Raw genomic sequence first — 21,442 nt, 5'->3', positions numbered from 1 at the left:
TGACTTAGGGTTCGAGCGGTTTCAACGTGCCTAATTCTTGACCCAAAAGTTATGTTTTATCGGTTTGTTACTGCTACCTATTTTATTACCCAAAATTATCAATTATTTTAATAACTATGCCAACAATTACAGTTAAAAACGGAAGCTTAACTCACAGCCAATGGCAACAAGTAAGCAACTATATCAACACTTACCTTGACCGAGATTTATCGCTGGTTGAAATTGCCCAAGTCATTAATATCAGCCCGACTTACTTTGCTAGTTTGTTCAAACACGCAACAGGGATTTCTCCACACCAGTACGTGATTCAAAAGCGAGTGGAACAGGCGAAAATGCTGCTATCGAAGACGGATTTGGCGATCGCCAACATTGCATTAGAAGTAGGTTTCTCCAGCCAAAGCCATTTGAATCAACAGTTTAAGCGATTCACTGGAATGACACCAAAACAGGTGCGTCCTTCATCATAAGAATTTGATAAATCGTTGTAAGAATTTGAAAGAAGTCGAGCCTTGAAACTCAATACACTTTAAATAAATAGAACTAGGAGAATCCAATCATGGTCAAACAGCAATCTGTAGACGAACAAGCAAATGGAAAGGCAACTAGCAACCTGACACCAGCCCAGGAGTTTTTGCAATCACTCTGGGAAGAGCATCTGCGACACGAGTTTGGCACTCACAACGTTGAAGATGCTCTTGCCACGATGGTTGAGGATGCTTACGTTAATAATATTCCAGTAATGACTGGGGGAGTCGGAAAACCAGCACTGCGCGAGTTTTATTCCAAATACTTCATTCCACAGATGCCGCCGGACATGGAGTTGACCCCAATCTCGCGCACGATCGGGACAGATCAACTCGTGGATGAAATGGTGGCTAAGTTCACTCATACCGTTTGGATGGAATGGATATTACCCGGCGTTGCTCCCACCGGAAAACGGGTGGAGGTAGCATCAGTAGCGATCGTCAAGTTCCGTGACGGCAAGTTAGCTCACGAACACATCTACTGGGATCAAGCGAGCGTATTGGTTCAACTCGGCTTGCTCGATCCGGGTACACTGCCCGTTGTAGGGGTTGACAGTGCGCGCAAGGTACTCGATCCGAACTTGCCCTCAAACGCACTGATCGATCGTGCCAGCGATGGCGACTCAGCATGAAATACAACACCGGCATTTCTCACTAACAGATTAGTAACCTGGTAGTAGTGCCATCCTAGCTGTATGAGCGCCAATTTCTTGAAAACAACACACTGTCTATTTTGACTGCTAAGTCAAAATAGAGTTAAACATAAGCTCTATCTAGCTTTCAGTGATTGGGAGCGCAAAACTTGTGAGCAATGCGGGTGATAGCACTGTGCGGGAACAACGGGCGGTGCTTGAAACACATCGGCAGGAGGTTAAGGAGCGACTGTGTGAACTCAGTTGCCATTTGGAAGCGATTGAGAAAAAAATTAATCGCTGTAAACAAGAGGAACAAATTAAGTACTCCAAGGAAATTGAAAGAAGTTAACTATGAATGTGCTAATTGTCTATGCTCATCACGAACCCAAGTCCTTTAATGGCGCACTGAAAGACATCGCTGTTGCGGTTTTGACCGAGGTAGGCCACCAAGTAAAAGTGTCGGATTTGTATGCCATGAATTTCAAAGCCATTGCCGACCGGGCTGACTTTAAGGAGATGCTAGAGCCCGACTATTTGAAGTACGGGATTGAGCAGCGACATGCTTACGAGAACGATGCGCTAGCTAACGATATCAAGGCTGAACAAGAAAAGCTGCGTTGGGCAGACTTGCTAATCCTCCAATTTCCAATTTATTGGTTCTCGGTGCCCGCCATTCTCAAGGGCTGGGTGGACCGGGTGTTCACGGCGGGCTTTGCCTACAGCAAAGGTATGTCTTACGACACTGGCGGATTGAAAGGCAAGCGAGCAATGCTTTCGTTCACTACTGGCGATCCGTTCGATACCTTTGCCCACAACGGTCGTCATGGTGATATAGACATAGTGCTCTGGCCAATTCAGAATGGTATTCTCCGCTTTGTCGGCTTCGATGTTCTACCTCCATTTATTGCTTGGTCTGCTGCCAGAGGGAGTCAAGAGATTCGTGAGCGCCATTTGGTTGACTATCGTGGCAGACTTCTTGCCCTAGACAGGACGGAGCCGCTATTTTTTCATTTAGCAGAGGATTACAACGAGTCGTGGCGGCTTCGACCAGGTATTGAAGCACGTACACCGGGGCAGAGAACGATGGCCCGAGATGAGTGTGTAAGCTTACGGAATGCTCAAGTCTTGCAACTAGGAAGTTCGCTTCTTGCAGAATAGCAATATCCGCGCAACTCTCGATTTAGCCCAATTCCTTCAAACCTTTGTTCCGGCTCCTGTGTCCACGAGTACTTGTCGCTCTCCAGTGTCGATCGAGAAAGCATTAATCGATGCCTCGACAGGATTAGTCAGAAAGTTTTTCTGAAGCAGGCGATCGGTTTCTGTTGGGTTCGTATTCGACAGCAGCGTATGTAGATCCTGGGGGAGTGTGCCGTCGCTCAGGACTGTAATTGTGAAATCACCTAACTTGAATGGATAGTCCTAGATGTAATTTGTGCCTTGGTTTCTATTTATGGGTAGTGTTCTAGATTAGTGATTAAGACTCCTGAAACGTTCAACATCTAAACCCTTCAGGCTCATAGCAATAAATCTAGAACACCACCGTTCTATCTGAAGTATATTGAGTTCCAATGCTTGACTGCTTTCAGATTCTTACGACGATTTGTCAGATTCTTCTGGTGAAGAGCAAGCCCCCCAGATTTCTCATCAGCCTAAGCCATTTTAGGAGCTAGAGACCTTGAACAAAAGAGCGTTCTAGACAATCTGGCTTGCATGACAGACTGTTTTTTTGAAGATTTTTCTATAAGCCTTGCTTCACAGGCTTTACAAGCTATTTTAGGGCTAAGCGTAGTGAGAAATCCGGGATTAATGAAACTGCGATCGTAGATATTCCTGAAGCTGACGATCGAGATGTAGAAGATGCTATCCTCGCTGCCCGTCGCACTTTTGATGACGGCTATTGAGCAAAAATGACCGAACATGAGCGACAGTATTAAGAAAACTATTTTTCAGGGGGAACTATCGATGAAACTTACTGACACTAAAATTCCCATAACAAATGACATCGATTTCAGTCAAAGGCAGATTACGACAAATATTAAACCCAAACAGAAAAAACTTACTGCTCATTGGTTACTTGACGAAAACTCCAAGCTTTTTAGCCAGTGAGTTTTGGAAGATTAATTGAAAGCAAATTTCAACAATAAATACTGAGAGAAATAGCTTTATGAACATTGCAATTATTGGAGGTGGAATTGGCGGGTTGGCAACTGCGAATGCGCTACTCAAGAAGGGATTCAACGTGCAAGTTTACGAGCGAGCCAAAGTTTTGCGACCGATTGGTGCGGGTCTAAGCTTAACTCCAAACGGTTTGAATAGCCTCAATGCGGTTCAATCGGGGATAGCCCAGACATTAATAAAAGCAGGCAGTCCAATCCATATTCTAATCTTGAAACGCAGTACTGGAGAGACGCTCGCGTCAAAGCCAATGGATACAATGCAGAAATATGGACAGCCCATGTTAATGATTCAGTGGTCAAAGCTGCAAGCAATTCTGGCATCGGTACTACCGCCGGAAATCATTCATCTTCAGCATCGCTGTGTAGGCTTTGAGGAGCAAGACGACAGTGTTAAGGTCTATTTTCCAGATGGAAAAACAGTCCAAGCAGACTTGCTGATTGGCGCAGATGGCATTAATTCTGTTGTTAGGCAGGGAATAATAGGAGATGGGTTTCCTAACTATGCAGGGCGAATGTCTTGGCGGGCGCTCGTTCGATATTCTCACGAGCAATTGTCTCCCAACACAACAACTGTAATAACGTCACCTAATGGTAAAAATTCCATGCTCATGGACTTGGGGGATGGTTATACCTTTTGGGGTACAAGTGCATTATCGGCAGACGATTATGTCAATCGACGGGCAACCGATGCTAAGACTCACGTTTTGAAGATATTTGCAGAGTGGGCAGAGCCTGTAGGGGCGATAATCGCAGCCACACCTGCAGCAGATATTGTAGAGCGCCCTATTTGCGATCGCCCGCCCTTAGACCGTTGGAGTAAGGGTAGAGTGACGCTCTTGGGAGATGCGGCTCATCCTGTCGTCCCCTCTCTAGGACAAGGTGCAAATATGGCGTTTGAGGACGCTTACGAACTAGCGGAGTGTCTTGCCGTCGCTCCGAATATAGAGGCGGCACTTAATGCTTATGAAAACAGTCGCATTCCTCGTACAGCAATTATTTACGATTGCAGTGCTACTCAGGGTTATAAAGCTTATCAACCCGATAGTGAAAACACATTCACTGAAATGATGAAACCATCTTTTAGGAGTCAGGATGACTTTGAAGCATGGCTTTATCGCTATAATCCAATCGCGCAAAAGCGAAAAGTTTATTAAGCGTCTTTAATATTAGATTAAGGAGAACTAACAATGAGCGATCGCATTTCTGCCGAGATCGGCGACGAGATTTCGGGGGCCACCTGGAATTTTGCCTACTGATACGACAACTTAGCAAAACTATTGTGGTCAGTAGATCTACATTGCGATCGCAGACATTGCCCTACAAGTCGGCTTCTCCAGCCAAAGCCATTTGACGCAACAGTTCAAACGAGTCACAGGAATGACACCCAAGCAAGTTCGCCCTTCACCCTAAGAATCTGAAAGAAATCAAGCATTGCAACTCATTACACTCAAGTTAGATAAGACACAAATAAGGAGAACACAATGGCAAGATTAAAAGGCAAGGTTGCGATGATTACTGGTGCTGCACGAGGAATTGGGCGGGCAACTGCTGTAGCGATGGCGCGTGAAGGCGCAGACATTGCTTTGATCGATATTGCCGACCCCAAAGGGGTGAAAAACATTGACGGCTACCGTTTAGCAAAGCGCTCTGAGCTTGCCGAAGCCGCGAGTTTAGTTGAAAAAGAGGGACGCAATGCAATCCAAATCGTTGCTGACGTGCGCGACTTGACCCAGATGAACCAAGCGGCGGAAAGAACAGTTCGAGAACTCGGTGGGCTAGATATTTTGGTCGCTAGTGCTGGCATTGTAATTGGCAGTCCGTTTGAGCAAATGAAGCCAGGGCAGTGGGCAGATGTGGTTGATGTAAATTTGACTGGTGCGGCTAACTCAATGTGGGCAGCACTACCGCAGATGAAAAAGCAAAAAAGTGGCAGAATGATTGTGCTTGCGTCGAGCCTTGGACGACAAGGCTTTTCGGGCATAGCGAATTACGTGGCGACAAAATGGGGTGTGATCGGATTAGTGAAAAGTGTAGCTTTGGAATTAGGTAAATATAACATTACCGTAAACGCTATCAGTCCGACAGCAGTAAATACGCCACTTTACCGCTCCGAAGCGGGAGAAGAGATACTTGGCGTAGACTCGCCACAAGCGCAAGACGCACAAACCTTGCTTATCCACGCGCTACCCATTCCGGCACTGAACCCAGAGGACATCGCTGACGGCATCTTGTTCCTCGCGTCGAACAAAGCCAAGTACATCTCCGGCATCGCACTTGACATTGCGGCAGGAAGTAACGCTCGGTACACAGCTTAATGTAAAAATCAAGAATCAACCATTTATAGAGGAATTACAATGACCGCAACTTTCAATTCCACAATCGCACTTCCCAAACCGCCGATTAAACAAGCTAAACTCTACATCAATGGACAATGGCGATCAGCATCGGATGGTAAAACTCGTCCTACCATTAGCCCGATTAATAAAACTGCGATCGCAGACATTCCCGAAGCTTCCGAACAAGACAATGATTCTGAGCATGAAGGTACACCTCAGACTGATTCTCTTCACGACTCCTCAGTTAATCATGCCCTGATTGCGATCGCGCAAGAAGTTGCTGAGTTGCTGAAAACTTGCTTATCCGGTACAAGTTGGTCAAATTGATCGCGTGGAATTAATAGACGGGAAGCGTTTTACTCAATGAGCGAGCGCTGAGTTGGCGAAGTCTTCGGTTAGTTTGAGTTTGTGCTGAAGGTCAATATTAGAACGCTGAATCACTTTAAGGAGCAATTCTATGTCAACGTTTGTCTCGGTTCACGGCGCATGGCATGATGGTTCTGCTTGGAACGAAGTGATCGAACAGCTAGAAGCGAAAGGGCATCAAGCGTTTGCTCCCACGATCGCCGGACATGGTAAAAGCGTAGATAAAAACGTTAACCATGCTCAATGCACACAATCGATCGTCGATTACATTGTTGGCAAAGACTTAACCGATATTGTTCTCTTAGGTCATAGTTTTGCCGGAACAATCATTGCGAAAGTTGCTGAAGCGATTAGCGATCGCATTCGACGGCTCATTTTCTTCGATGCCTTTGTCCTCAATGATGGTGAAAGCCTCAGAGATAGCATTCCGCCGCACTATCAAACGTTATTTGACTCTCTAGCTAGAGAATCAGACGATCGTACGATGATGCTGCCGTTTGAGCTTTGGCGAGAAGTGCTGATCAATGATGCTGATCTCGATTTGGCTCGATCGAGTTACGCACAACTATCTCCTGAACCGTATCAACCGTGGATTGACAAGTTGGACTTGAAGCAGTTTTACTCGCTGCCCATTCCTAAAAGTTATCTCTACTGTACAGAAGATAATGTTCTTCCTCAAGGCGAGGGCTGGCATCCGAGAATGTCTAACCGCTTGGGGCTGTTTCGGCTTGTACAAATGCCCGGTGGTCACGAGATAATGTTTTCTAACCCGATCGGGTTAGCCGAAAAGATTATTGTGGCAGGACGTGACTAGCAACATTTATCTGTCTGTCGATCCAACAAACCGAGAATAGCAATAGGAGCCGCTCATGGAACGATATTTAGGCGCATTTGAACATTTATATTGGCTCTACAACCAGTTTTATCCATTGGATTTTGCTACCGTTGCGAAACTTCAGGGGCAGTTTAGTTCCGAGCAACTTTCGACGGTGCTTAGGCAAGTTCAGCAACACCATCCTCTGCTCCGAGTTCGCATCGCCACTGACGCGCTTGGACAGCCTAAATTTGTCGAAACCGACGACGAGATTCCGCTGCGGCTGGTCGCGAGAACGGACGATCGGCACTGGCAAGCAGAACTCGAAGTCGAACTGGCTCGCTCATTAGATTGGCAGGTTGCACCTTTACTGCGAGTCGTGCTGCTGCAATCGGGGGCTGAATCCGAACTGATGATTATTTGCCATCATGCGATCGCAGATGGGCTATCTGGCGTTTATCTGATGCGAGATATTCTCCAAGGGTTAGGAGGCAAAATATTTGATTGGTCAGACCTTTCTGCGGCATTATCGCTCGAATCAGCGCTTCCTGGCATTGCACCGTCTCCAGAAGCGACTGCTAAGCCCAAGGACTATCCACCCCCCCTGTCTCGTCGTTCCCGACCCCACATTCGCACCGCTCTCTTCTCTCCCGAATTCACCCAGCAACTGATCCAACGCAGTCGAGCTGAACACACAACCGTACATAGTGCAATCAGCGCAGCCTTCTTGCTCGCTCTCACTCGGCAAGATGCCAAATCCAGCGATATGATGCGATGTTTACACCCTTTCAATGTGTGATCGCAGCTATCCTTACCGATGCCAGATGGAGTTGGGCTTTATATTTACATGGGTATGACGACTCATTCCCTTCAGGCAGATTCCACGTTTTGGGACGTGGCGCGATCGGTCAAATCTCAACTCTCACAAATTGACATTGCCCAGCAATTAGTCGAGGAGCGCCAACTTCGACAACCCACAATGGCAAATCTCACCGATGCCACCGCCTTTGTTGAAGCAGCGCAATCGCAATATCTCTGTCAACTGAACGTCACAAATCTCGGTCGCATCGATATGGCTCAACAATACGGCAATATTCGGATTAAAGCACTCCATGCACCTGCTGTCATTTCAGGTGTGGCAGGGCGGAGCGTTGGAGTTGCGACCTTGGGCAATCGCCTCGCCCTCACGATTGCATCTACACCCCTGATGGATGTGGATTGGGCCCAGAGCGATCGAGCTGCAACTGCCTTTTTATCGGCAGGAGTGAAGCATTTAGAGCTTGCAGTAAGACAGGAAGTTGCCTCTGAAGCTGCATAAATCGTGTCTTTCGATCGACGATCGGACATCTCGCACCCCATTCGCTGTCATTCAACAAACAATGACCTGAAAAGGAGAAATCATGACAACTACATACACTCACAGTGCTGCTTTCAACGAACTTGCCGCACTGCTCACAGGACAGCTTTTTCTTCCTCAAGCTGCTGATTATGAACAGGTGCGCCAACTCTGGAATGGTAAGGTGAAGACACAACCCGCTGCGATCGCTCGTTGTCTCACTTTCCAAGATGTGATTCATACCGTTCGCTGGACACGATCGCGCAATCTACCCCTCTCGGTTCGAGCGGGAGGACACGATACTGCTGGACGAGCGTTGTCTGAGGGCGTGGTGATCGATCTTTCTCAGATGAGAACTGTCACCGTCGATCCAGACCAGCGCACAGCTCACGTTCAAGCTGGAGCAACGATCGGCGATCTGATCGAGACAACCACCCAATATGGGTTGGTGACAGCGACAGGAACCTGCTCCGCCGTTGGCATGGCTGGATTTACCCTGGGAGGAGGATACAGCGAACTCACAGGGGCTTATGGGCTGGGTATTGATAATCTACTGTCTGCACAAGTGGTCACTGCCGATGGGCAACTTCTAACCGCAAACGCCGAAGAACATCCCGATCTCATGTGGGGACTACGCGGTGGGGGAGGCAACTTTGGCGTTGTCGTCTCGCTGGAGTATCGCCTGCATCCACTCACGACCGTGTTATCTGGGATGCTGCTCTATCCGCTAGAGGAAGCTAGAACCGTGTTACGCCGTTTGAACGACTTCATGGCGACTATCCCCGATGAATTGACGATTCTGTCTGGGTTCATTCAGATGACAGAGGGCGCGACAGTTCTCTTTCTCTTACCGCTCTACTGTGGTGAGAGTGCAGTAGGTGAGCAAGTAATCGCACCCCTACGAACCTTTGGTACTGTGCTAGTCGATCGGATGCGATCCATGACGTATCGCGAATATATTCATCAGTGGGATGCGAATGCACCGAAGGGAAGGCACTACTATGCTAAAACACAGTCGATCAAAGGGTTTCAGCCTGAAATCATTGACACACTGATCGAACAGGGACTGCCATTTTCTTCCCCCTTTTCGTTCATCGCGCTGCATCACTTTCATGGAGCCGCGAGCCGCGTCGGTGCGTCGGAAACTGCTTTTGCACTGCGGCAGGATCATCTCATGGTTGAGCTAATTGCAGCCTGGGAGCCACAGGACGACGAGCAGCGGCATATCCAATGGGCACAAAACATCTCACGCTCCCTTGCACCCTATGCCTTGAAAGGCGGATACATCAGCCTTCTGAATCAGGAAGAACAGGAGCGTGTTCGGCTTGCTTTTGGGTCGAACTATGAGCGATTGCTCGATCTTAAGCAGAAATACGATCCAGATGATGTGTTTCGATCGACGATCGGACATCTCGCATTACAGCACAACAATTACTAACCAGAGCATAGAATAGTGAACAGTTTTAGGCAGCGGAGTAAGCAACATGTTTCTCACGAAAAAAGTTTTGCACGATGGTAGGTTGACGTTGTGTACTACGTAAATAGCTACGGATGTTGTCAATCATCTCAGTTTTGTGTTTGGCACGTTGCCGTCCCACAACATTAGCTTTGACATCATGATTGAGTAACTCGTCGGGATTGAGTTCGGGACTATAAGCGGGCAAGAAAAAGAGGCGGATGCGATCTTGATGCTTTACTAGCCATTGATGAACTGCACGAGAGCGATGCACCGGATGACCATCGACAATGAGAAAAATCTTCTGCTCACTCTGACGCACCAAGCGACGCAAAAAATCCAGCATCACAGTAGAGTCAAAACGTTGTGTGAAAAGCTTAAAGCACAACTTGCCACGATTGATGATTGTGGAAATCATATTACAGCTAAAACGCTGTCCAGTAGCTGGTATGACTGGCGTTTTTCCAACTCGCCCGTAGAAGTAACCCGCTTGGTAGTCAGAACGCACACCCATTTCATCACCGAGCGTGAATCTCAGCTTTCTCAAATTGAGCCATGCGACAAATTTGGGGGTATTCCGTTTCTAACCATCGCTTCACAGAAGCGTGGATCTTGTTCGTAGGCTCGACGTAGTGGTTTTTGCGGTGTAAAATTCCATTTTTTCAGATAACGCCCTACTGTCCACACTGATACCAATAAACCAAAACACTCTGCCAAAAATTGTTGCACTGCTTCACGAGTCCACAGGTAAAATGGTAAACTTAATTGCTCTGGACACTGTAACTCCATTAGCCGTACCGCTGTTGCTGCTTGATGGGGCAGCAGCCGCGAGCTGGAATGGGGTCCACGCTTTTTGGCTTTCAACGCCTTTGAGCCTTCGGTGGCTGTAGCTTTTGTCCAATTGTGTATTGCGGTTCGCGACACCTTAAACACACTCCTATGCCTCTGATTTACTCATGCCATTTTCAATTGCATTTACGACTCGATACCGCAGTGCTTCTTGGGCAGAGGCTGACATATGGCGAGCGTCTTTGAGTTTCATGGCACACTCCAGACTTAGCTACTCTTTTATGTTAACCAATCCCTGCTCTGGTTAGTAACAATGAATAACAATGAGAAAGCAACCGATCAATCCGCCACAACGCTATGATGGCAAACCACACGGACTATCCCACGCTGTTGTCGATACCGCGACAGGCACCGTTTATATTTCTGGTCAGGTTGACTGGGACATGAACTACCAAGTTTCATCCCATACCGTTGAGGGGCAACTCTCGAAGGCGCTGACAAATTTAACCATTGTTCTAGATGCAGCGGGAAGCTCTGTAGAGAATCTGCTCAACCTTCGCATCTATGTTCGGGGTGAACTTGGAGAGTTCCTTGAGGATATTGCGTCAGAATTGGTGAAATATCTGGGAGAGTCGCGTTCAGCACTGACGGTCATCGGCGTTGCCTCACTTGCCTCAAAAGAAACATTGGTTGAGGTTGAGGCAACAGCAGCACTGAAGTGACGCACCGATTTCCGAAAAGCATGTTTAAGAATGACCTCAAACGGAAATACGATTCGGATGATGTGTCCGGCGGATTCCAAATCTAAGCGTCGAAGCTCAGTCCGAAGACGATCAAACCTTTTACAGGCGCAATCAAAGGAAAAGATATGAAAGTACGCTACGGGTTTCGACAGGTTGGCGATGTCGAAGTGTTCTACCGCGAGGCTGGGTCAAGCGATGCGCCAGTAATCCTGCTGTTGCACGGCTTTCCAACCGCTAGCCACATGTTCCGCGACCTGATCCCTCTCCTTGCCGATCGCTTTCGGCTCGTCGCGCCGGATCTGCCTGGTTTCGGACAGACCAAGGCACCGCCGCGCGAGACGTTCGACTACACGTTCGACCGCCTTGCCGACGTGATCGAAGGCTTCACCGCTGCTTTGTCGCTCGATCAATACGTGCTCTACATCTTTGACTATGGTGCGCCGATAGGACTGCGTTTGGCGATGCACCATCCTGAACGGATATCTGCGATCGTCTCGCAGAACGGCAACGCCTACATCGAGGGTTTCAGTGACGAATGGGACCCGTGGGAGTCCTATTGGCGCGAACCGAGCGCAGCGAATCGGGAAGCCTGCCGACCCTCGCTCGCGCCGGACACAATCCGGAACTGGCAGTATGGGACCGGAGCCGATCCAAACCTTTTGTCGCCCGACGGCTACGAACTCGACATCGCCTACATGGGGCGACCGGGCGCAGAGGAGATCCAGCTCGATCTAATCCTCGACTACCGCAGCAATGTCGCGCTCTATCCCGCCTTCCAGTCCTACTTTCGCGAACACCGTCCGCCACTTCTCGCCGTTTGGGGTCGTCATGATCCGGCGTTTCTGCCCGCTGGTGCCGCCGCTTATCAGCGAGATCTCCCGGATGCAAAGATTCATCTGCTCGATGCCGGACATTTCGCGCTGGAGACACATGCGGAGGAGGTGGCAACTTTGATTCGCACGTTCCTCGACAGCGCGATCGGCTTCACCACTGTGAAAATCTAACTCACGTAAACTCAACCAGGAAAACACCATGTCACAAAAACTCTCAGGAAAAGTTGCGCTTGTCACTGGCGGCTCTAGCGGCATCGGTCTTGCTACTGCCAAGCGATTTGTTGCTGAAGGTGCCTATGTCTTTATCACGGGTCGTCGTCAGACTGAACTTGATGCTGCTGTAAACGAGATTGGTAAGAACGTTATGGGCATTCAGAGCGATGTCTCAAATTTGACAGACCTCGATCGGCTTTACGCCACGATTGAGCAAAAGCAAGGTCACTTGGATGTGGTCTTTGCTAATGCTGGCATTGGAGAACCCATCCCGCTCGGATCGATCGCCGAAGAACACTTTGACAAAACATTCAACACCAATGTCAAGGGTCTACTGTTCACTGTACAGAAGGCACTGCCGCTGATACCAGAGGGTGCTTCCATCATCCTGACTGGCTCAACTGCTTCTATCGTTGGTATGCCAGCCTTCAGCGTGTATGGCGCGACTAAAGCTGCCGTGCGATCGTTTGCCCGCGACTGGACACTCGACCTTAAAAAACGCAAAATCCGGGTGAATGCGATTAGTCCTGGCACGGTTCCGACTCCTGGTTACGATCGCTTTGGATTGAGTGATGAGGAGTTACAGACATTCATAGATAACCAAGCCATCAATATCCCGCTGGGAAGAGTCGGCACGCCCGACGAGATCGCCAAAGCGGTTGTCTTTCTCGCTTCCGATGACAGCAGCTTTGTCAACGGCATCGAGCTATTCGTCGATGGTGGCATGGCACAAATCTAAGGATTGTGTACCGTCCTGGCTCACCGATTTCCGCGATGATCTGCCCCGCATTGATGTTCCAACCCTGATCGTTCATGGCGATGCCGATCGCATTTTGCCGCTGGAGTCCACCGCAGCAAGACTCTCGAAGCTGATTAAAAACAGTCAACTCGTCATCATTCCTGGCGGACCGCACGCCATCAATTGGACTCATGCCGATCGGGTCAATCCCGTGTTATTAGACTTTTTTCAGCTTGTCACGGTATCAACACCGCCTTCCCCGTAGCCTTGGTGGTCGGTCTGATCGCTGCGGAGGTATTCCGCCGCAGTGGATCGATCTGATCGCCGTCATCGTTCACGTTGTTGTCAACCTGCTTGGGATTAAATTGAAATTTCTGATTGAGGCACTATGGCAAGCATTTTGCATCTTGATTCAAGTCCACGGGGCGATCGCTCCAAATCTCGCAAGTTGGCAAAGGAGTTTATCGATGCTTGGCAAGACTTACATCCTGATGATGCGATCGCCTATCGTGATTTAAACCAAACGCCAGTTCCTCACGTCACCGAAGACTGGATCGCGGCTTGTTTTACTCCTCCAGAAGCCCTTACGCCAGAAATGGCTGAACTGCTGAAGTTTTCTGATGAGTTAGTGGATGAGTTTTTGGCAGCCGATCGATGTGTTTTCAGTGTGCCAATGTATAACTTCAGCATTCCGTCCAATTTCAAAGCCTACATCGATCAAGTGGTTCGTGTGGGTCGCACATTCATGGAGGAGAATGGTCAAGTCAAAGGACTTGCGAACGGTAAAAAAGCGGTAATGTTCTAAATCGGTTGGTTTTACCTCAAACTAGTAAACGAAACTCATAGCGGTTGATGAATAAACCTATAACTATGTCGTGCATTTCCTCTGTCTTAGAAAAGCAAATTGTCTTGCGAACCAATCGCTTTATTCTTGTTCTTAATCTCAGGTGCTTTCGTTCAATTCTTTGAGTCTTCCGTTTACCTATCTCGTGAGACTCTGCTGGTAAATGTCGCTCGTATGCCCCCCAACCATCTGTACAGTATTGCTTGATTCCAAATGGCTCCAGTAGTTTCTTCAGTTGGAGAAATACTTCATCTTTTCGGCAACCAAACACATAAGCTAAAACTTTTCCACTTCTGCGATCGATGGCATGCCATAGCCATCTGGGGTTGCTCTTTTTGCCTACGTAGCTCCACATTTCGTCTAGCTCAGACTCTTCGATGCCAGCTTCTTGAGACTCTTCAACTCGGATAATCTCTACTTCCACGCTCTCAGGTTTTTGCCGCTGTAATAGTTTCTGATTCACTTGCTCGAGGCGAATGAGTTTTTTTTAATTCCTGGATTACTGTTGTAGGACTGATACGCAATACTCTGGCTATATCTCTGACTCCACTCCCATTTAGCGTCATCTCGACAATTTGCTGCTTGACTTCTCGATTCCTTCCTGAGTAAGTCTGGGTTAGAACAAAAGTGCGGTAGGGACAATCTGTGTTTTGGCAGCAATAACGTTGTTTACCTACTGGTGAGCGGCCGTATTTCGTGACTTCTGTGCTGTGGCAATGAGGACATTCAATTGCTACCAAAACAGTCATAAGACTTAACCTTAACCAAGCTTTTTACTCATTATACTCTACCAACCGATCTAGAACATTACCCAAATAACTATACTTTATAGCCGACTGCTTCTCATGCTCGACCAATACAAAATCAAACTTTTAATAATCGATGCACAAAGAAACTTTAGTCTTGGAGCTAGAACCGGAAGACTTGGAGTTGCTAGCTAGTGCTGCAAAAGAAACAGGAAAATCTCCCGAGCAGCTTGTTGCAGCAGCTATAAAGGCTATGTATGGTAGCGTCAACGATGAAACCATCATAGCCTTCTTCTACACCATAAAAGCGATTAGAAGAAACTCTCGTGATATATCTGAAGCTGCCAGCAACAAAAGGAAGTGATACATCAAATTTCCAAGAAACCATGAGTGACTGATTGACTTTTTCAGCCCTTGAGTAGTTGAATCACTCGTAGTTTTGAGAAATGAATGAGGATACAATTAACAACGTGTATCAAAGTGTATCAAATGTGAGTGAGGAATCACGATGGCAAATACCACTCTTAAATGAGCAGACTGAGAACCATCCTGTTCTACTCTACTTTCACACAACTAGGGAGATGATGAAGTTAAAAATAAATGAATGGAAGAGAATTACTAGGGTTAGTGTATCTAAATCAGGAAATAACTCAGTAGTAAGCCAAAAATACTATGTTTTAACTTTTGAGCTAAATTAAGTTGACAATACCAGGAGACAAAATCCCAGAACTTTTCCAGTCGACACCAGAACAATACTGAATTGTCAAATTTTGATTTATATAGAATTATAGAAAATAGTTCAAAGAAAGTTAATTTTATAATTTTATGAACGTTTTAAATCAACTGAAAAAGTTAGAAAAAACTGCTGGAGTGGTATCAGTTTTTTTTGAAGCTAGCTCGGACATTCAATCCATAGACGCTCAGGCTTTTATACTTAAGTCTGTCACGGTCGATAATGACCTGCTAGGGAGGAACTCAGATGGTTTTACCAGTGTTGATTCAGATTCAATTAATTTGAGTAACAATGATGCTTTTACCAACACATTTCTAGGTAATAATAGTGATAGATCGAGCTATCAAGAACTAGTAAGTAGTGGTTATAAAAGCGGCATTGTTCGTGATTTTTTAACATCAGTTACGTTACTTGCTTTAGTCCTTGGAAATAATAGGTTCAGTTTTATCGACGCTTCAGGTAGCGTAGTTTTAGCACGACCAAATATTTTTAATGATAGTCTACTGATTGATTCCACTTCAATTTAAGTGAAATCGCAAACTAGATACTTAAATTTTTGATAGTGATATGGAAGTAGTGGTGAGGTAGAACCTTTAATAAAATGAGAGCATTCTCATTCTAAATCTTGTTTCTCCATGTCTTCCCCAACTGCACGATAGTAAGCAGCGATCGCCGCTTCTTGTTCGCCGCGCAGGGTATAGCGCCGAAAAGCTTTCTCACTCTGATGTCCGGTCAATTTTCTCGCGTGGGTGGGATCGACACCCATCAGCAACAATTCGGTGCTGTAGGTGTGGCGGAACGAGTGTGGGTGTAGCTGGGGAATTTCTGCTAATTCACCGATCTTTTCGATAGCAAAGTAGATGCCATGATAGCTCAATCTTTCCCCTTTACGGGTGGCGTGATGGGACAGAATCAAGGGGCGATCGCTCGTGATCTCTTCCCCTTGTGACTCGCGCCAAGACAAATACTCTTTGAGTGCATTGCGGCTCTGTTTTCGCAGCGGCACTAATCGCGGTTCGTTTGTCTTGGTATCTGCGACAAAGATCAGCCTGCCGTCAAACGCACCGACGTTGAGGCTGACAATTTCTCCCGCCCGCAAGCCGTGACTCAAGATGTGGAGCAAAGCTAAATCCCGCTGCTGCGTCTCGCCCAGATACTCGGTTGCCGCCCAAATTCGCTCTACTTCCTCGGCTGTCAAACTTTGGGCAGGGGGTAGAGGGATCTTCTCTAGCTTCACACTAGCAGTCGGATTGACAGCAAGGATGTCAGGATAGGCTAGCACCAGCCAGCCAAAGAAGCTTTTGAGCGTGGCGATCGCGCTGTTGATACTGCTTTTGGAGAGCGATCTGCCCGATTGAGATTGCACTGACTCCACTAAATAAGCTTTGTACTGGGCGATATGGCGCGGTTTGATCTCTGACCACAGCAGATCGGTCCAGGCGATAAAGCGCCTCAGTTCTCGTTCGTAAACCTTGCGCGAGTTAGGTGCTAAGTTGTTACTGTTGATAAACTCTCTAACTTTAGTCACACGGAGATCGGTTAGTGCCGTCCCAATCTTGGCAGGTCTACCCCGTCTGGGTTGAGATGGGGGCGCAGCATCCAAGCGATCGGAATTAAGGGAAATCACTTTGATGGGTGGTAGACGCTCGCGATTATCCATACGTACAAATCTTTCAAAAACTAAAAATGGTAGCCTCACGATCTGAGTAGCACCAAGGCTGCATAACCAGACTCGCTATATCGATCGTTAAACAACGGTAGTTTATCGTCCAGCAAACAAGCATTAGTTTCGCAAGTACGCCTCATAGAGCGTCATATTCCTCTTTAAGCATTCCACGAGCTTTGGTCGGTTGGCAAATCATTTCGGGGATCGAGTGCGCGAATGCGTCGGTTTTCGCGATCGTTCCAGCGCCATAGAACGATATTGACACCATTCAGATCACGTACAGAGGGAACTCTAATTCCCGCATAATCTTCAGCAATCAGTCGCGATGCTAAATCCCAGGTTGGCGGGCGCTGTTTTGAAATTAGCCAAATCTCTTTCCAGGGACATTTGAGGGTATCTAAGCTAACAGAGCAGATCGTCTGCACCTGGGGATCTGTTAAATCGACAATTCCTTTGACATCGACATCGTAGGCGCACAGAGTCCCTGGACGAATACCTAATTCTTGCTCGTACTCCGAGATTGCCGTGATGTAATCCTCGGAGATGTACAGTGCCTCCATACCAGGTTCGTTGAAACGTCCGCCATGACGAGCTGCTCCTACACCACTTAATGGTTGATAAGCCCATTTGGGCGCTAGCATTCTCCAGCAGCGACGTTTTAGCTCAATTGTCGGTACATTCAAGCGTAAACTCCATCACTCAGCATTGCCAAATGCTCTAGCACTGCATCTGCATGTCCTGCTGCTACTAGTTCTTCAGCAGTTTTATTGTCAAACCCACTTAACGGTTGATGACGAAACCAGACAATGGCACGAGTGCGATCGCCCACTAGTTCTGCGGCAACAGTGACGAGCCGCGCAATTTCTCCCAAGCGCTGCTGTACTTCTGGGGATTCTGGATGACGAGTCAAAGTATTGCGATGAAGTTGCGTCAGTTCGGATAGTCGCGCTAAAGAAATATGTAACATCTGCGCGAGAAGGTGAGGAGAGATTACGCCCTTGTGTGGCTCCATCACCTCGGCTAAAAATGGAGATAGCATCGTTTTATGCATAAAGTGTGCGATACATTTACATTATACGCACATTTAAGCTAACTGTAATTGTGCGTGCAAGCATCAGTCAAGTAAAAAGCGGAAATATCTAGACTAGATCGGGATCTTCACCTAATTCCCGTAACCTTTGTGCTAGTCGCTCTGCTCGCTGGCGCTCTGAAGCGGCTTGTTGCTGTTGGAGCGCGGCTATTTCCTCTGGCAGCAAGACTAAATTGAAGGCGCGATCGAGCGAAGCGCAGCCAATCGCAAGCTCCAGTCGGTGGCTCTCGACGGATACTACCATTCCAAGTCCCCAGCCACAATTCTAAAGTTTCGCACCATAACCAACCGCGATCGTTCGGGATCAGGGGCTGATAGCCGCGCCCTAACTCCAAGTGCCATCCCTGCAAGGAGTCGGCAGCAAAAGGATCGAAAACGAAGTAATCTGGAGTGCGGAACACCCGTTCGTACAAATCTTTTTTCACTCCGCGATCCACATTTGCCGTACTCGCTGAAAGTAATTCAACGATGACATCGGGATAGCGACCGTCTTCTTCCCACACAACCCAGCCCTGGCGCTCGCGGTTGCCATCCACACCCAAAGCGACAAAAAAATCTGGACCGCGAAAGTCGCGATTCATTGCTTGATTGCGGCTGTAGTAGACAAACATATTGCCGCCAGCAAAAAAGTCCGATCGCCCAGCCAACGCCGATAGCGCCGAATCGATTAATACGTTCATTGCAATTCGGTGGCGATTAGTCTCCAAAGGCTCTCCATCGTCAAAAACGAGATCGCTAGGGGGTTCTGGCGCTGACCACCCCATTACCTGGTTAGGAGATATTTCTTGTGATTTCGTGGTTTCAGCCGACATAGCTTTCTCTTGCGCCATGAGGAACGCGATAACTTTGTTAAGCTGCGCTAACGCTTTTCTACTGAAATCACAGCTCGAGCTATTTGGTCAACTTATGGTTTCAGTTTCACCAGTATACCACCCCCGTTATATAAAATAAGAGTCTCTTATCTTTTATCCGGCTATACTACGACTAAATTTAAAGTAGTGCAAGTGTTCTATAAAGTGAGTGTTTAAAGTTGTACAATGCAGAAGATTGTCATCGGCTTTGCGCTTATGCCTTCGCTCGGTCCTACGATGAACCTTTACCTTGAGGAATATTTATGGTCGGACATGCATTCGACACTCTCTAACAAAATTCGCGGTTGTGCTAGTACCGCTACTGCAAGCGGTAGTGCTTTGAGAGCGGAAAATTTTTAGCGCGATCGCAACTGCGAATCGCAACTGTACCACTATGAATGCCATACAAACAACAAGACTTTTTACCGTTAATGAATATCGCCAGATGGCAGAATGCGGCATACTCAAACCTGAAGAACGCACCGAGCTCATCGAAGGGCAAATAATTTTAATGGCAGCACAAAAACCACCGCACGCAGCAATTAGCGACAACATTGAGAAATATTTCAGAGTGTTGTTTGAAGGGGTGGCAGCAGTGAGGAGCCAAAAGCCAATTGTTTTAAGCGATCGCACCGAACCAGAACCGGATATTGCCCTAGTACGAATGCAGCCTCGCAACTACTACGATCGTCACCCTACTGTCGAGGATCTGTTTTTGCTAGTCGAAGTGTCAGACGCAACGCTGTCGTTTGACATTAATCAAAAACTTGCTGCCTATGCACGTAGTAGGGTGAGCGATTACTGGGTGGCAGATGTGAATGCTGGATGTATTCGAATTTTCCGCCAGCCGCAGAATTCCGAATATTTGCAGCAGTTTTTCGTTCATCCAGGCGATCAGGTTACAGCCTTGGCTTTTCCAGAAAAGAAAATTGAAATCGGGCAGTTTTTCCCGAGCTGATACAAAACTTAATTGCAGCACAGCCTCCAGGCGTGAAGGAATCTCAGCATCTCTCTACTTGGAGACACCGCCGTAACCACTTGCTCCATTGAGAAAGTAGTCATGTCCCGCCCCAGTCAAGAAAAATGCAGACTTTGCTCGAAACTTAGCGTCACCGAAGCCAAGCTCAAACACGGAATGGAAGGAGATCGCTGTTGGGATGACGAGCGCTGCCACAATCGCCGCTCCTACTATCGCCACCGTGGGGTGCGAAACTACAATCGCAAACAACACCGCCGCCAATCGATCGCGCCAGAACTTTCGCAGCCAACGCAGACAGCAATTCTGGAAATTCCCGCTCCCGCAGCTCCCGCAGCAATTGCTCACTTCTACCGAGAAACAAAAGACTCGCCCCTACACGCAATTGGAGCCGAACTGTGGATGGGCAACCATCGAGTGGCAAAAATCGAACCCGTACATTGTTTGGGACTGGCAGAAGCACAAGTAAGAATGTTATTGATGAGAATATTAGAGGGATTTTCTAGTCATAGCAGAGTCAAAATCGAGCGATTCCGTTCTACGGTAGAACTGCATCCAACCAACTGCCCGATTCGCCCTTGTCCAATGCATCCCAATAGCTAAAAACGTAGTGGAAATCGTACAACTCGAATTGGATTTGTGGCAGGCATTGGATGTGGCGAGCGAGTCCCCTGAGTCGGCGGACGTGCGATCGCTGTTGCTATTTTTAGATCGGGCGATGGAGCGTTGCGATCTGGCGCAGCAGTTAGCAATTGGAGCTGAGGGATTATCACGAATCGCAGTAGTTTACGCGGCACGGGCAGAGTCACTAATTTGGGAATGGGAAAGCCAGTACAATCCGACCGAACCAGTTATGGACACCGAAGGATGCACCGATCTATTCGTGCAGTCGCTACATTTAGATCTGTCCGATTTAATTGAGCCACCCCAAGCAGTACAGTATCCCCAAAATCGACAGCCTCCAACTGCGATCGCTACCAATAACTCTCTTGTCGGACAAGTAGATAAGTCAGCAGTATTGGCAATGGTCGAACAACTAGAACAGGAGAGTACTTCAACTCTATCTGATGCAGAGCAAAAAGAGCTTGTAATTGCGCTTGCCCATACTGAAGATTTTTCGATGTGGAAGCGTGCGATCGCCGATTGTTTTACGAGTACGTCAGCCAGGTGCTTACCATTGGTCGAGCTGGTAGAACAAATACATTCTTCAACCACTCTAGAGTCAGATCGAAAAATGCTATTAGTCAAAACTTGGCTAGCTGTTTTGTCGGGAGATTTTGAGTTAGAACAACGGGAAGATTTCTACAGCCCAACTGGGATCTGGGTTTCTTTACGTGCGATCGTTGTCTCACAATCAGACTAAACATAAATGTTTAAGGATTGAGTATGCCGAATACAGGCAAAGTTTGGTCAGGGCTACTTCTTACTCAAAATCAACGGGATGAATGGGAGATTCGGAATGGTTTCCCAGCAGCGCTCAATCGGAAATTTACTTCTAGCCAGGACAGCCTCGAACCAAGTCGTCCTCGCGCTTGTGCGATCGAGCTAAAATTCCCGTTAGTGGGACTTTAAAAC

Annotated in this window: 27 protein-coding genes and 3 pseudogenes; 23 read left to right on the top strand and 7 right to left on the bottom strand. The window is 47.5% G+C overall.

What is annotated here, in order from left to right:
- Nucleotides 1-116: 116 nt before the first annotated feature.
- From N4J56_RS38755 to N4J56_RS38705, 11 genes are all read left to right on the top strand, one after another.
- Nucleotides 117-467 carry an AraC family transcriptional regulator gene (locus N4J56_RS38755; RefSeq protein WP_317112281.1) on the top strand — a complete coding sequence of 117 codons (351 nt, stop codon included), beginning with the start codon at nucleotides 117-119 and terminating at the stop codon, nucleotides 465-467.
- Between the two features lie 89 nt (nucleotides 468-556).
- Nucleotides 557-1,156 carry an ester cyclase gene (locus tag N4J56_RS38750; protein ID WP_317112280.1) on the top strand — a complete coding sequence of 200 codons (600 nt, stop codon included), beginning with the start codon at nucleotides 557-559 and terminating at the stop codon, nucleotides 1,154-1,156.
- A gap of 354 nt (nucleotides 1,157-1,510) precedes the next feature.
- Nucleotides 1,511-2,317: an NAD(P)H-dependent oxidoreductase gene (locus N4J56_RS38745; protein ID WP_317112279.1), complete on the top strand. Its 807-nt coding sequence runs from the start codon at nucleotides 1,511-1,513 to the stop codon at nucleotides 2,315-2,317.
- A gap of 1,006 nt (nucleotides 2,318-3,323) precedes the next feature.
- Complete coding sequence (locus N4J56_RS38740) at nucleotides 3,324-4,490, top strand: FAD-dependent oxidoreductase (protein ID WP_317112278.1); 1,167 nt, start codon at nucleotides 3,324-3,326, stop codon at nucleotides 4,488-4,490.
- A gap of 136 nt (nucleotides 4,491-4,626) precedes the next feature.
- Entirely contained in the window at nucleotides 4,627-4,746 is a 120-nt protein-coding gene (locus N4J56_RS38735; RefSeq protein WP_317112454.1) for an AraC family transcriptional regulator, read from the top strand.
- Nucleotides 4,747-4,817: 71 nt separating this feature from the next.
- Complete coding sequence (locus tag N4J56_RS38730; protein WP_039710074.1) at nucleotides 4,818-5,651, top strand: SDR family NAD(P)-dependent oxidoreductase; 834 nt, start codon at nucleotides 4,818-4,820, stop codon at nucleotides 5,649-5,651.
- Nucleotides 5,652-5,690: 39 nt separating this feature from the next.
- Complete coding sequence (locus tag N4J56_RS38725) at nucleotides 5,691-5,999, top strand: hypothetical protein (RefSeq protein WP_317112277.1); 309 nt, start codon at nucleotides 5,691-5,693, stop codon at nucleotides 5,997-5,999.
- A gap of 130 nt (nucleotides 6,000-6,129) precedes the next feature.
- The gene (locus tag N4J56_RS38720) at nucleotides 6,130-6,852 is read left to right on the top strand and encodes an alpha/beta hydrolase (RefSeq protein ID WP_317112275.1); all 723 of its coding nucleotides are present in this window, start codon (nucleotides 6,130-6,132) and stop codon (nucleotides 6,850-6,852) included.
- A gap of 55 nt (nucleotides 6,853-6,907) precedes the next feature.
- Nucleotides 6,908-7,651 carry a condensation domain-containing protein gene (locus N4J56_RS38715; RefSeq protein WP_317112273.1) on the top strand — a complete coding sequence of 248 codons (744 nt, stop codon included), beginning with the start codon at nucleotides 6,908-6,910 and terminating at the stop codon, nucleotides 7,649-7,651.
- 18 nt (nucleotides 7,652-7,669) lie between these two features.
- On the top strand, nucleotides 7,670-8,170 hold the full coding sequence (locus tag N4J56_RS38710; protein ID WP_317112272.1) for a hypothetical protein: 501 nt from the start codon (nucleotides 7,670-7,672) through the stop codon (nucleotides 8,168-8,170).
- Between the two features lie 82 nt (nucleotides 8,171-8,252).
- A complete protein-coding gene (locus tag N4J56_RS38705; protein ID WP_317112270.1) occupies nucleotides 8,253-9,626 on the top strand; it encodes an FAD-binding oxidoreductase in 1,374 nt (457 codons plus the stop codon).
- A gap of 25 nt (nucleotides 9,627-9,651) precedes the next feature.
- Here the strand turns inward: N4J56_RS38705 and N4J56_RS38700 are convergent, their stop codons facing one another.
- The gene (locus N4J56_RS38700) at nucleotides 9,652-10,158 is read right to left on the bottom strand and encodes an IS630 family transposase (RefSeq protein WP_410500813.1); all 507 of its coding nucleotides are present in this window, start codon (nucleotides 10,156-10,158) and stop codon (nucleotides 9,652-9,654) included.
- 29 nt (nucleotides 10,159-10,187) lie between these two features.
- Complete coding sequence (locus N4J56_RS38695; RefSeq protein ID WP_317112267.1) at nucleotides 10,188-10,568, bottom strand: winged helix-turn-helix domain-containing protein; 381 nt, start codon at nucleotides 10,566-10,568, stop codon at nucleotides 10,188-10,190.
- A gap of 188 nt (nucleotides 10,569-10,756) precedes the next feature.
- Between N4J56_RS38695 and N4J56_RS38690 the strand changes: the two genes are divergently transcribed.
- The 6 genes and pseudogenes from N4J56_RS38690 to N4J56_RS38665 form a co-directional block, all read left to right on the top strand.
- A complete protein-coding gene (locus N4J56_RS38690; RefSeq protein WP_317112266.1) occupies nucleotides 10,757-11,155 on the top strand; it encodes a RidA family protein in 399 nt (132 codons plus the stop codon).
- Nucleotides 11,156-11,301: 146 nt separating this feature from the next.
- On the top strand, nucleotides 11,302-12,180 hold the full coding sequence (locus tag N4J56_RS38685) for an alpha/beta hydrolase (protein ID WP_317112265.1): 879 nt from the start codon (nucleotides 11,302-11,304) through the stop codon (nucleotides 12,178-12,180).
- A 28-nt stretch (nucleotides 12,181-12,208) separates the two neighbouring features.
- On the top strand, nucleotides 12,209-12,961 hold the full coding sequence (locus N4J56_RS38680) for an SDR family oxidoreductase (RefSeq protein WP_317112264.1): 753 nt from the start codon (nucleotides 12,209-12,211) through the stop codon (nucleotides 12,959-12,961).
- Nucleotides 12,900-13,226 (top strand): alpha/beta hydrolase, encoded by a 327-nt coding sequence (locus N4J56_RS38675; protein WP_317112263.1) that lies wholly within the window; start codon nucleotides 12,900-12,902, stop codon nucleotides 13,224-13,226. The genes N4J56_RS38680 and N4J56_RS38675 overlap by 62 nt, the downstream gene beginning before the upstream one ends.
- Nucleotides 13,195-13,479, top strand: a complete 285-nt coding sequence (locus tag N4J56_RS38670; protein ID WP_317112261.1) for a hypothetical protein — start codon at nucleotides 13,195-13,197, stop codon at nucleotides 13,477-13,479. Before N4J56_RS38675 ends, N4J56_RS38670 begins: the two co-directional genes overlap by 32 nt.
- Nucleotides 13,362-13,760, top strand: a pseudogene (locus N4J56_RS38665) (FMN-dependent NADH-azoreductase); the annotation flags it as partial. The gene N4J56_RS38670 and the pseudogene N4J56_RS38665, both read left to right, overlap by 118 nt.
- A gap of 22 nt (nucleotides 13,761-13,782) precedes the next feature.
- On the opposite strand, the pseudogene N4J56_RS41735 reads toward N4J56_RS38665, so the two are convergent.
- A pseudogene (locus tag N4J56_RS41735) lies at nucleotides 13,783-14,554 on the bottom strand (IS1 family transposase).
- A gap of 133 nt (nucleotides 14,555-14,687) precedes the next feature.
- Here N4J56_RS41735 and N4J56_RS38655 point away from each other — a divergent pair.
- A complete protein-coding gene (locus tag N4J56_RS38655; protein WP_317112258.1) occupies nucleotides 14,688-14,915 on the top strand; it encodes a hypothetical protein in 228 nt (75 codons plus the stop codon).
- A 461-nt stretch (nucleotides 14,916-15,376) separates the two neighbouring features.
- On the top strand, nucleotides 15,377-15,811 hold the full coding sequence (locus N4J56_RS38650) for a hypothetical protein (RefSeq protein ID WP_317112256.1): 435 nt from the start codon (nucleotides 15,377-15,379) through the stop codon (nucleotides 15,809-15,811).
- Between the two features lie 86 nt (nucleotides 15,812-15,897).
- Here N4J56_RS38650 and N4J56_RS38645 read toward each other — a convergent pair whose 3' ends face one another.
- From N4J56_RS38645 to N4J56_RS38630, 4 genes and pseudogenes are all read right to left on the bottom strand, one after another.
- On the bottom strand, nucleotides 15,898-16,944 hold the full coding sequence (locus tag N4J56_RS38645) for a tyrosine-type recombinase/integrase (protein ID WP_317112254.1): 1,047 nt from the start codon (nucleotides 16,942-16,944) through the stop codon (nucleotides 15,898-15,900).
- Between the two features lie 164 nt (nucleotides 16,945-17,108).
- A complete protein-coding gene (locus N4J56_RS38640) occupies nucleotides 17,109-17,591 on the bottom strand; it encodes an RES family NAD+ phosphorylase (RefSeq protein ID WP_317112253.1) in 483 nt (160 codons plus the stop codon).
- 38 nt (nucleotides 17,592-17,629) lie between these two features.
- On the bottom strand, nucleotides 17,630-17,989 hold the full coding sequence (locus tag N4J56_RS38635; protein WP_317112251.1) for an antitoxin Xre/MbcA/ParS toxin-binding domain-containing protein: 360 nt from the start codon (nucleotides 17,987-17,989) through the stop codon (nucleotides 17,630-17,632).
- 100 nt (nucleotides 17,990-18,089) lie between these two features.
- Nucleotides 18,090-18,852 (bottom strand): annotated as a pseudogene (locus tag N4J56_RS38630) (Uma2 family endonuclease).
- Between the two features lie 433 nt (nucleotides 18,853-19,285).
- Here N4J56_RS38630 and N4J56_RS38625 point away from each other — a divergent pair.
- From N4J56_RS38625 to N4J56_RS38610, 4 genes are all read left to right on the top strand, one after another.
- Nucleotides 19,286-19,849 carry a Uma2 family endonuclease gene (locus tag N4J56_RS38625; protein WP_317112248.1) on the top strand — a complete coding sequence of 188 codons (564 nt, stop codon included), beginning with the start codon at nucleotides 19,286-19,288 and terminating at the stop codon, nucleotides 19,847-19,849.
- Between the two features lie 102 nt (nucleotides 19,850-19,951).
- Nucleotides 19,952-20,470, top strand: a complete 519-nt coding sequence (locus N4J56_RS38620) for a hypothetical protein (RefSeq protein WP_317112247.1) — start codon at nucleotides 19,952-19,954, stop codon at nucleotides 20,468-20,470.
- Between the two features lie 7 nt (nucleotides 20,471-20,477).
- Complete coding sequence (locus N4J56_RS38615) at nucleotides 20,478-21,230, top strand: hypothetical protein (protein WP_317112246.1); 753 nt, start codon at nucleotides 20,478-20,480, stop codon at nucleotides 21,228-21,230.
- A gap of 23 nt (nucleotides 21,231-21,253) precedes the next feature.
- The gene (locus N4J56_RS38610; protein WP_317112245.1) at nucleotides 21,254-21,439 is read left to right on the top strand and encodes a hypothetical protein; all 186 of its coding nucleotides are present in this window, start codon (nucleotides 21,254-21,256) and stop codon (nucleotides 21,437-21,439) included.
- The last annotated feature ends 3 nt before the right edge of the window (nucleotides 21,440-21,442 follow it).

This window comes from Chroococcidiopsis sp. SAG 2025, from assembly GCF_032860985.1.
Lineage (GTDB): Bacteria > Cyanobacteriota > Cyanobacteriia > Cyanobacteriales > Chroococcidiopsidaceae > Chroococcidiopsis.
The sequence above is the reverse complement of the archived record's forward strand: the minus strand, read 5'-3'. Positions and strand labels throughout refer to the sequence as shown.

Coding starts and splice junctions, on each gene's coding strand:
- N4J56_RS38725 (WP_317112277.1), top strand. CDS start 5,691: ATGACCGCAACTTTCAATTCCACAATCGCACTTCCCAAACCGCCGATT.
- N4J56_RS38755 (WP_317112281.1), top strand. CDS start 117: ATGCCAACAATTACAGTTAAAAACGGAAGCTTAACTCACAGCCAATGG.
- N4J56_RS38720 (WP_317112275.1), top strand. CDS start 6,130: ATGTCAACGTTTGTCTCGGTTCACGGCGCATGGCATGATGGTTCTGCT.
- N4J56_RS38655 (WP_317112258.1), top strand. CDS start 14,688: ATGCACAAAGAAACTTTAGTCTTGGAGCTAGAACCGGAAGACTTGGAG.
- N4J56_RS38680 (WP_317112264.1), top strand. CDS start 12,209: ATGTCACAAAAACTCTCAGGAAAAGTTGCGCTTGTCACTGGCGGCTCT.
- N4J56_RS38710 (WP_317112272.1), top strand. CDS start 7,670: ATGCCAGATGGAGTTGGGCTTTATATTTACATGGGTATGACGACTCAT.
- N4J56_RS38690 (WP_317112266.1), top strand. CDS start 10,757: ATGAGAAAGCAACCGATCAATCCGCCACAACGCTATGATGGCAAACCA.
- N4J56_RS38640 (WP_317112253.1), bottom strand. CDS start 17,591: ATGCTAGCGCCCAAATGGGCTTATCAACCATTAAGTGGTGTAGGAGCA.
- N4J56_RS38625 (WP_317112248.1), top strand. CDS start 19,286: ATGAATGCCATACAAACAACAAGACTTTTTACCGTTAATGAATATCGC.
- N4J56_RS38610 (WP_317112245.1), top strand. CDS start 21,254: ATGCCGAATACAGGCAAAGTTTGGTCAGGGCTACTTCTTACTCAAAAT.
- N4J56_RS38650 (WP_317112256.1), top strand. CDS start 15,377: ATGAACGTTTTAAATCAACTGAAAAAGTTAGAAAAAACTGCTGGAGTG.
- N4J56_RS38685 (WP_317112265.1), top strand. CDS start 11,302: ATGAAAGTACGCTACGGGTTTCGACAGGTTGGCGATGTCGAAGTGTTC.
- N4J56_RS38740 (WP_317112278.1), top strand. CDS start 3,324: ATGAACATTGCAATTATTGGAGGTGGAATTGGCGGGTTGGCAACTGCG.
- N4J56_RS38715 (WP_317112273.1), top strand. CDS start 6,908: ATGGAACGATATTTAGGCGCATTTGAACATTTATATTGGCTCTACAAC.
- N4J56_RS38645 (WP_317112254.1), bottom strand. CDS start 16,944: ATGGATAATCGCGAGCGTCTACCACCCATCAAAGTGATTTCCCTTAAT.
- N4J56_RS38730 (WP_039710074.1), top strand. CDS start 4,818: ATGGCAAGATTAAAAGGCAAGGTTGCGATGATTACTGGTGCTGCACGA.
- N4J56_RS38705 (WP_317112270.1), top strand. CDS start 8,253: ATGACAACTACATACACTCACAGTGCTGCTTTCAACGAACTTGCCGCA.
- N4J56_RS38700 (WP_410500813.1), bottom strand. CDS start 10,158: ATGGGTGTGCGTTCTGACTACCAAGCGGGTTACTTCTACGGGCGAGTT.
- N4J56_RS38620 (WP_317112247.1), top strand. CDS start 19,952: ATGTCCCGCCCCAGTCAAGAAAAATGCAGACTTTGCTCGAAACTTAGC.
- N4J56_RS38745 (WP_317112279.1), top strand. CDS start 1,511: ATGAATGTGCTAATTGTCTATGCTCATCACGAACCCAAGTCCTTTAAT.
- N4J56_RS38635 (WP_317112251.1), bottom strand. CDS start 17,989: ATGCTATCTCCATTTTTAGCCGAGGTGATGGAGCCACACAAGGGCGTA.
- N4J56_RS38675 (WP_317112263.1), top strand. CDS start 12,900: ATGACAGCAGCTTTGTCAACGGCATCGAGCTATTCGTCGATGGTGGCA.
- N4J56_RS38750 (WP_317112280.1), top strand. CDS start 557: ATGGTCAAACAGCAATCTGTAGACGAACAAGCAAATGGAAAGGCAACT.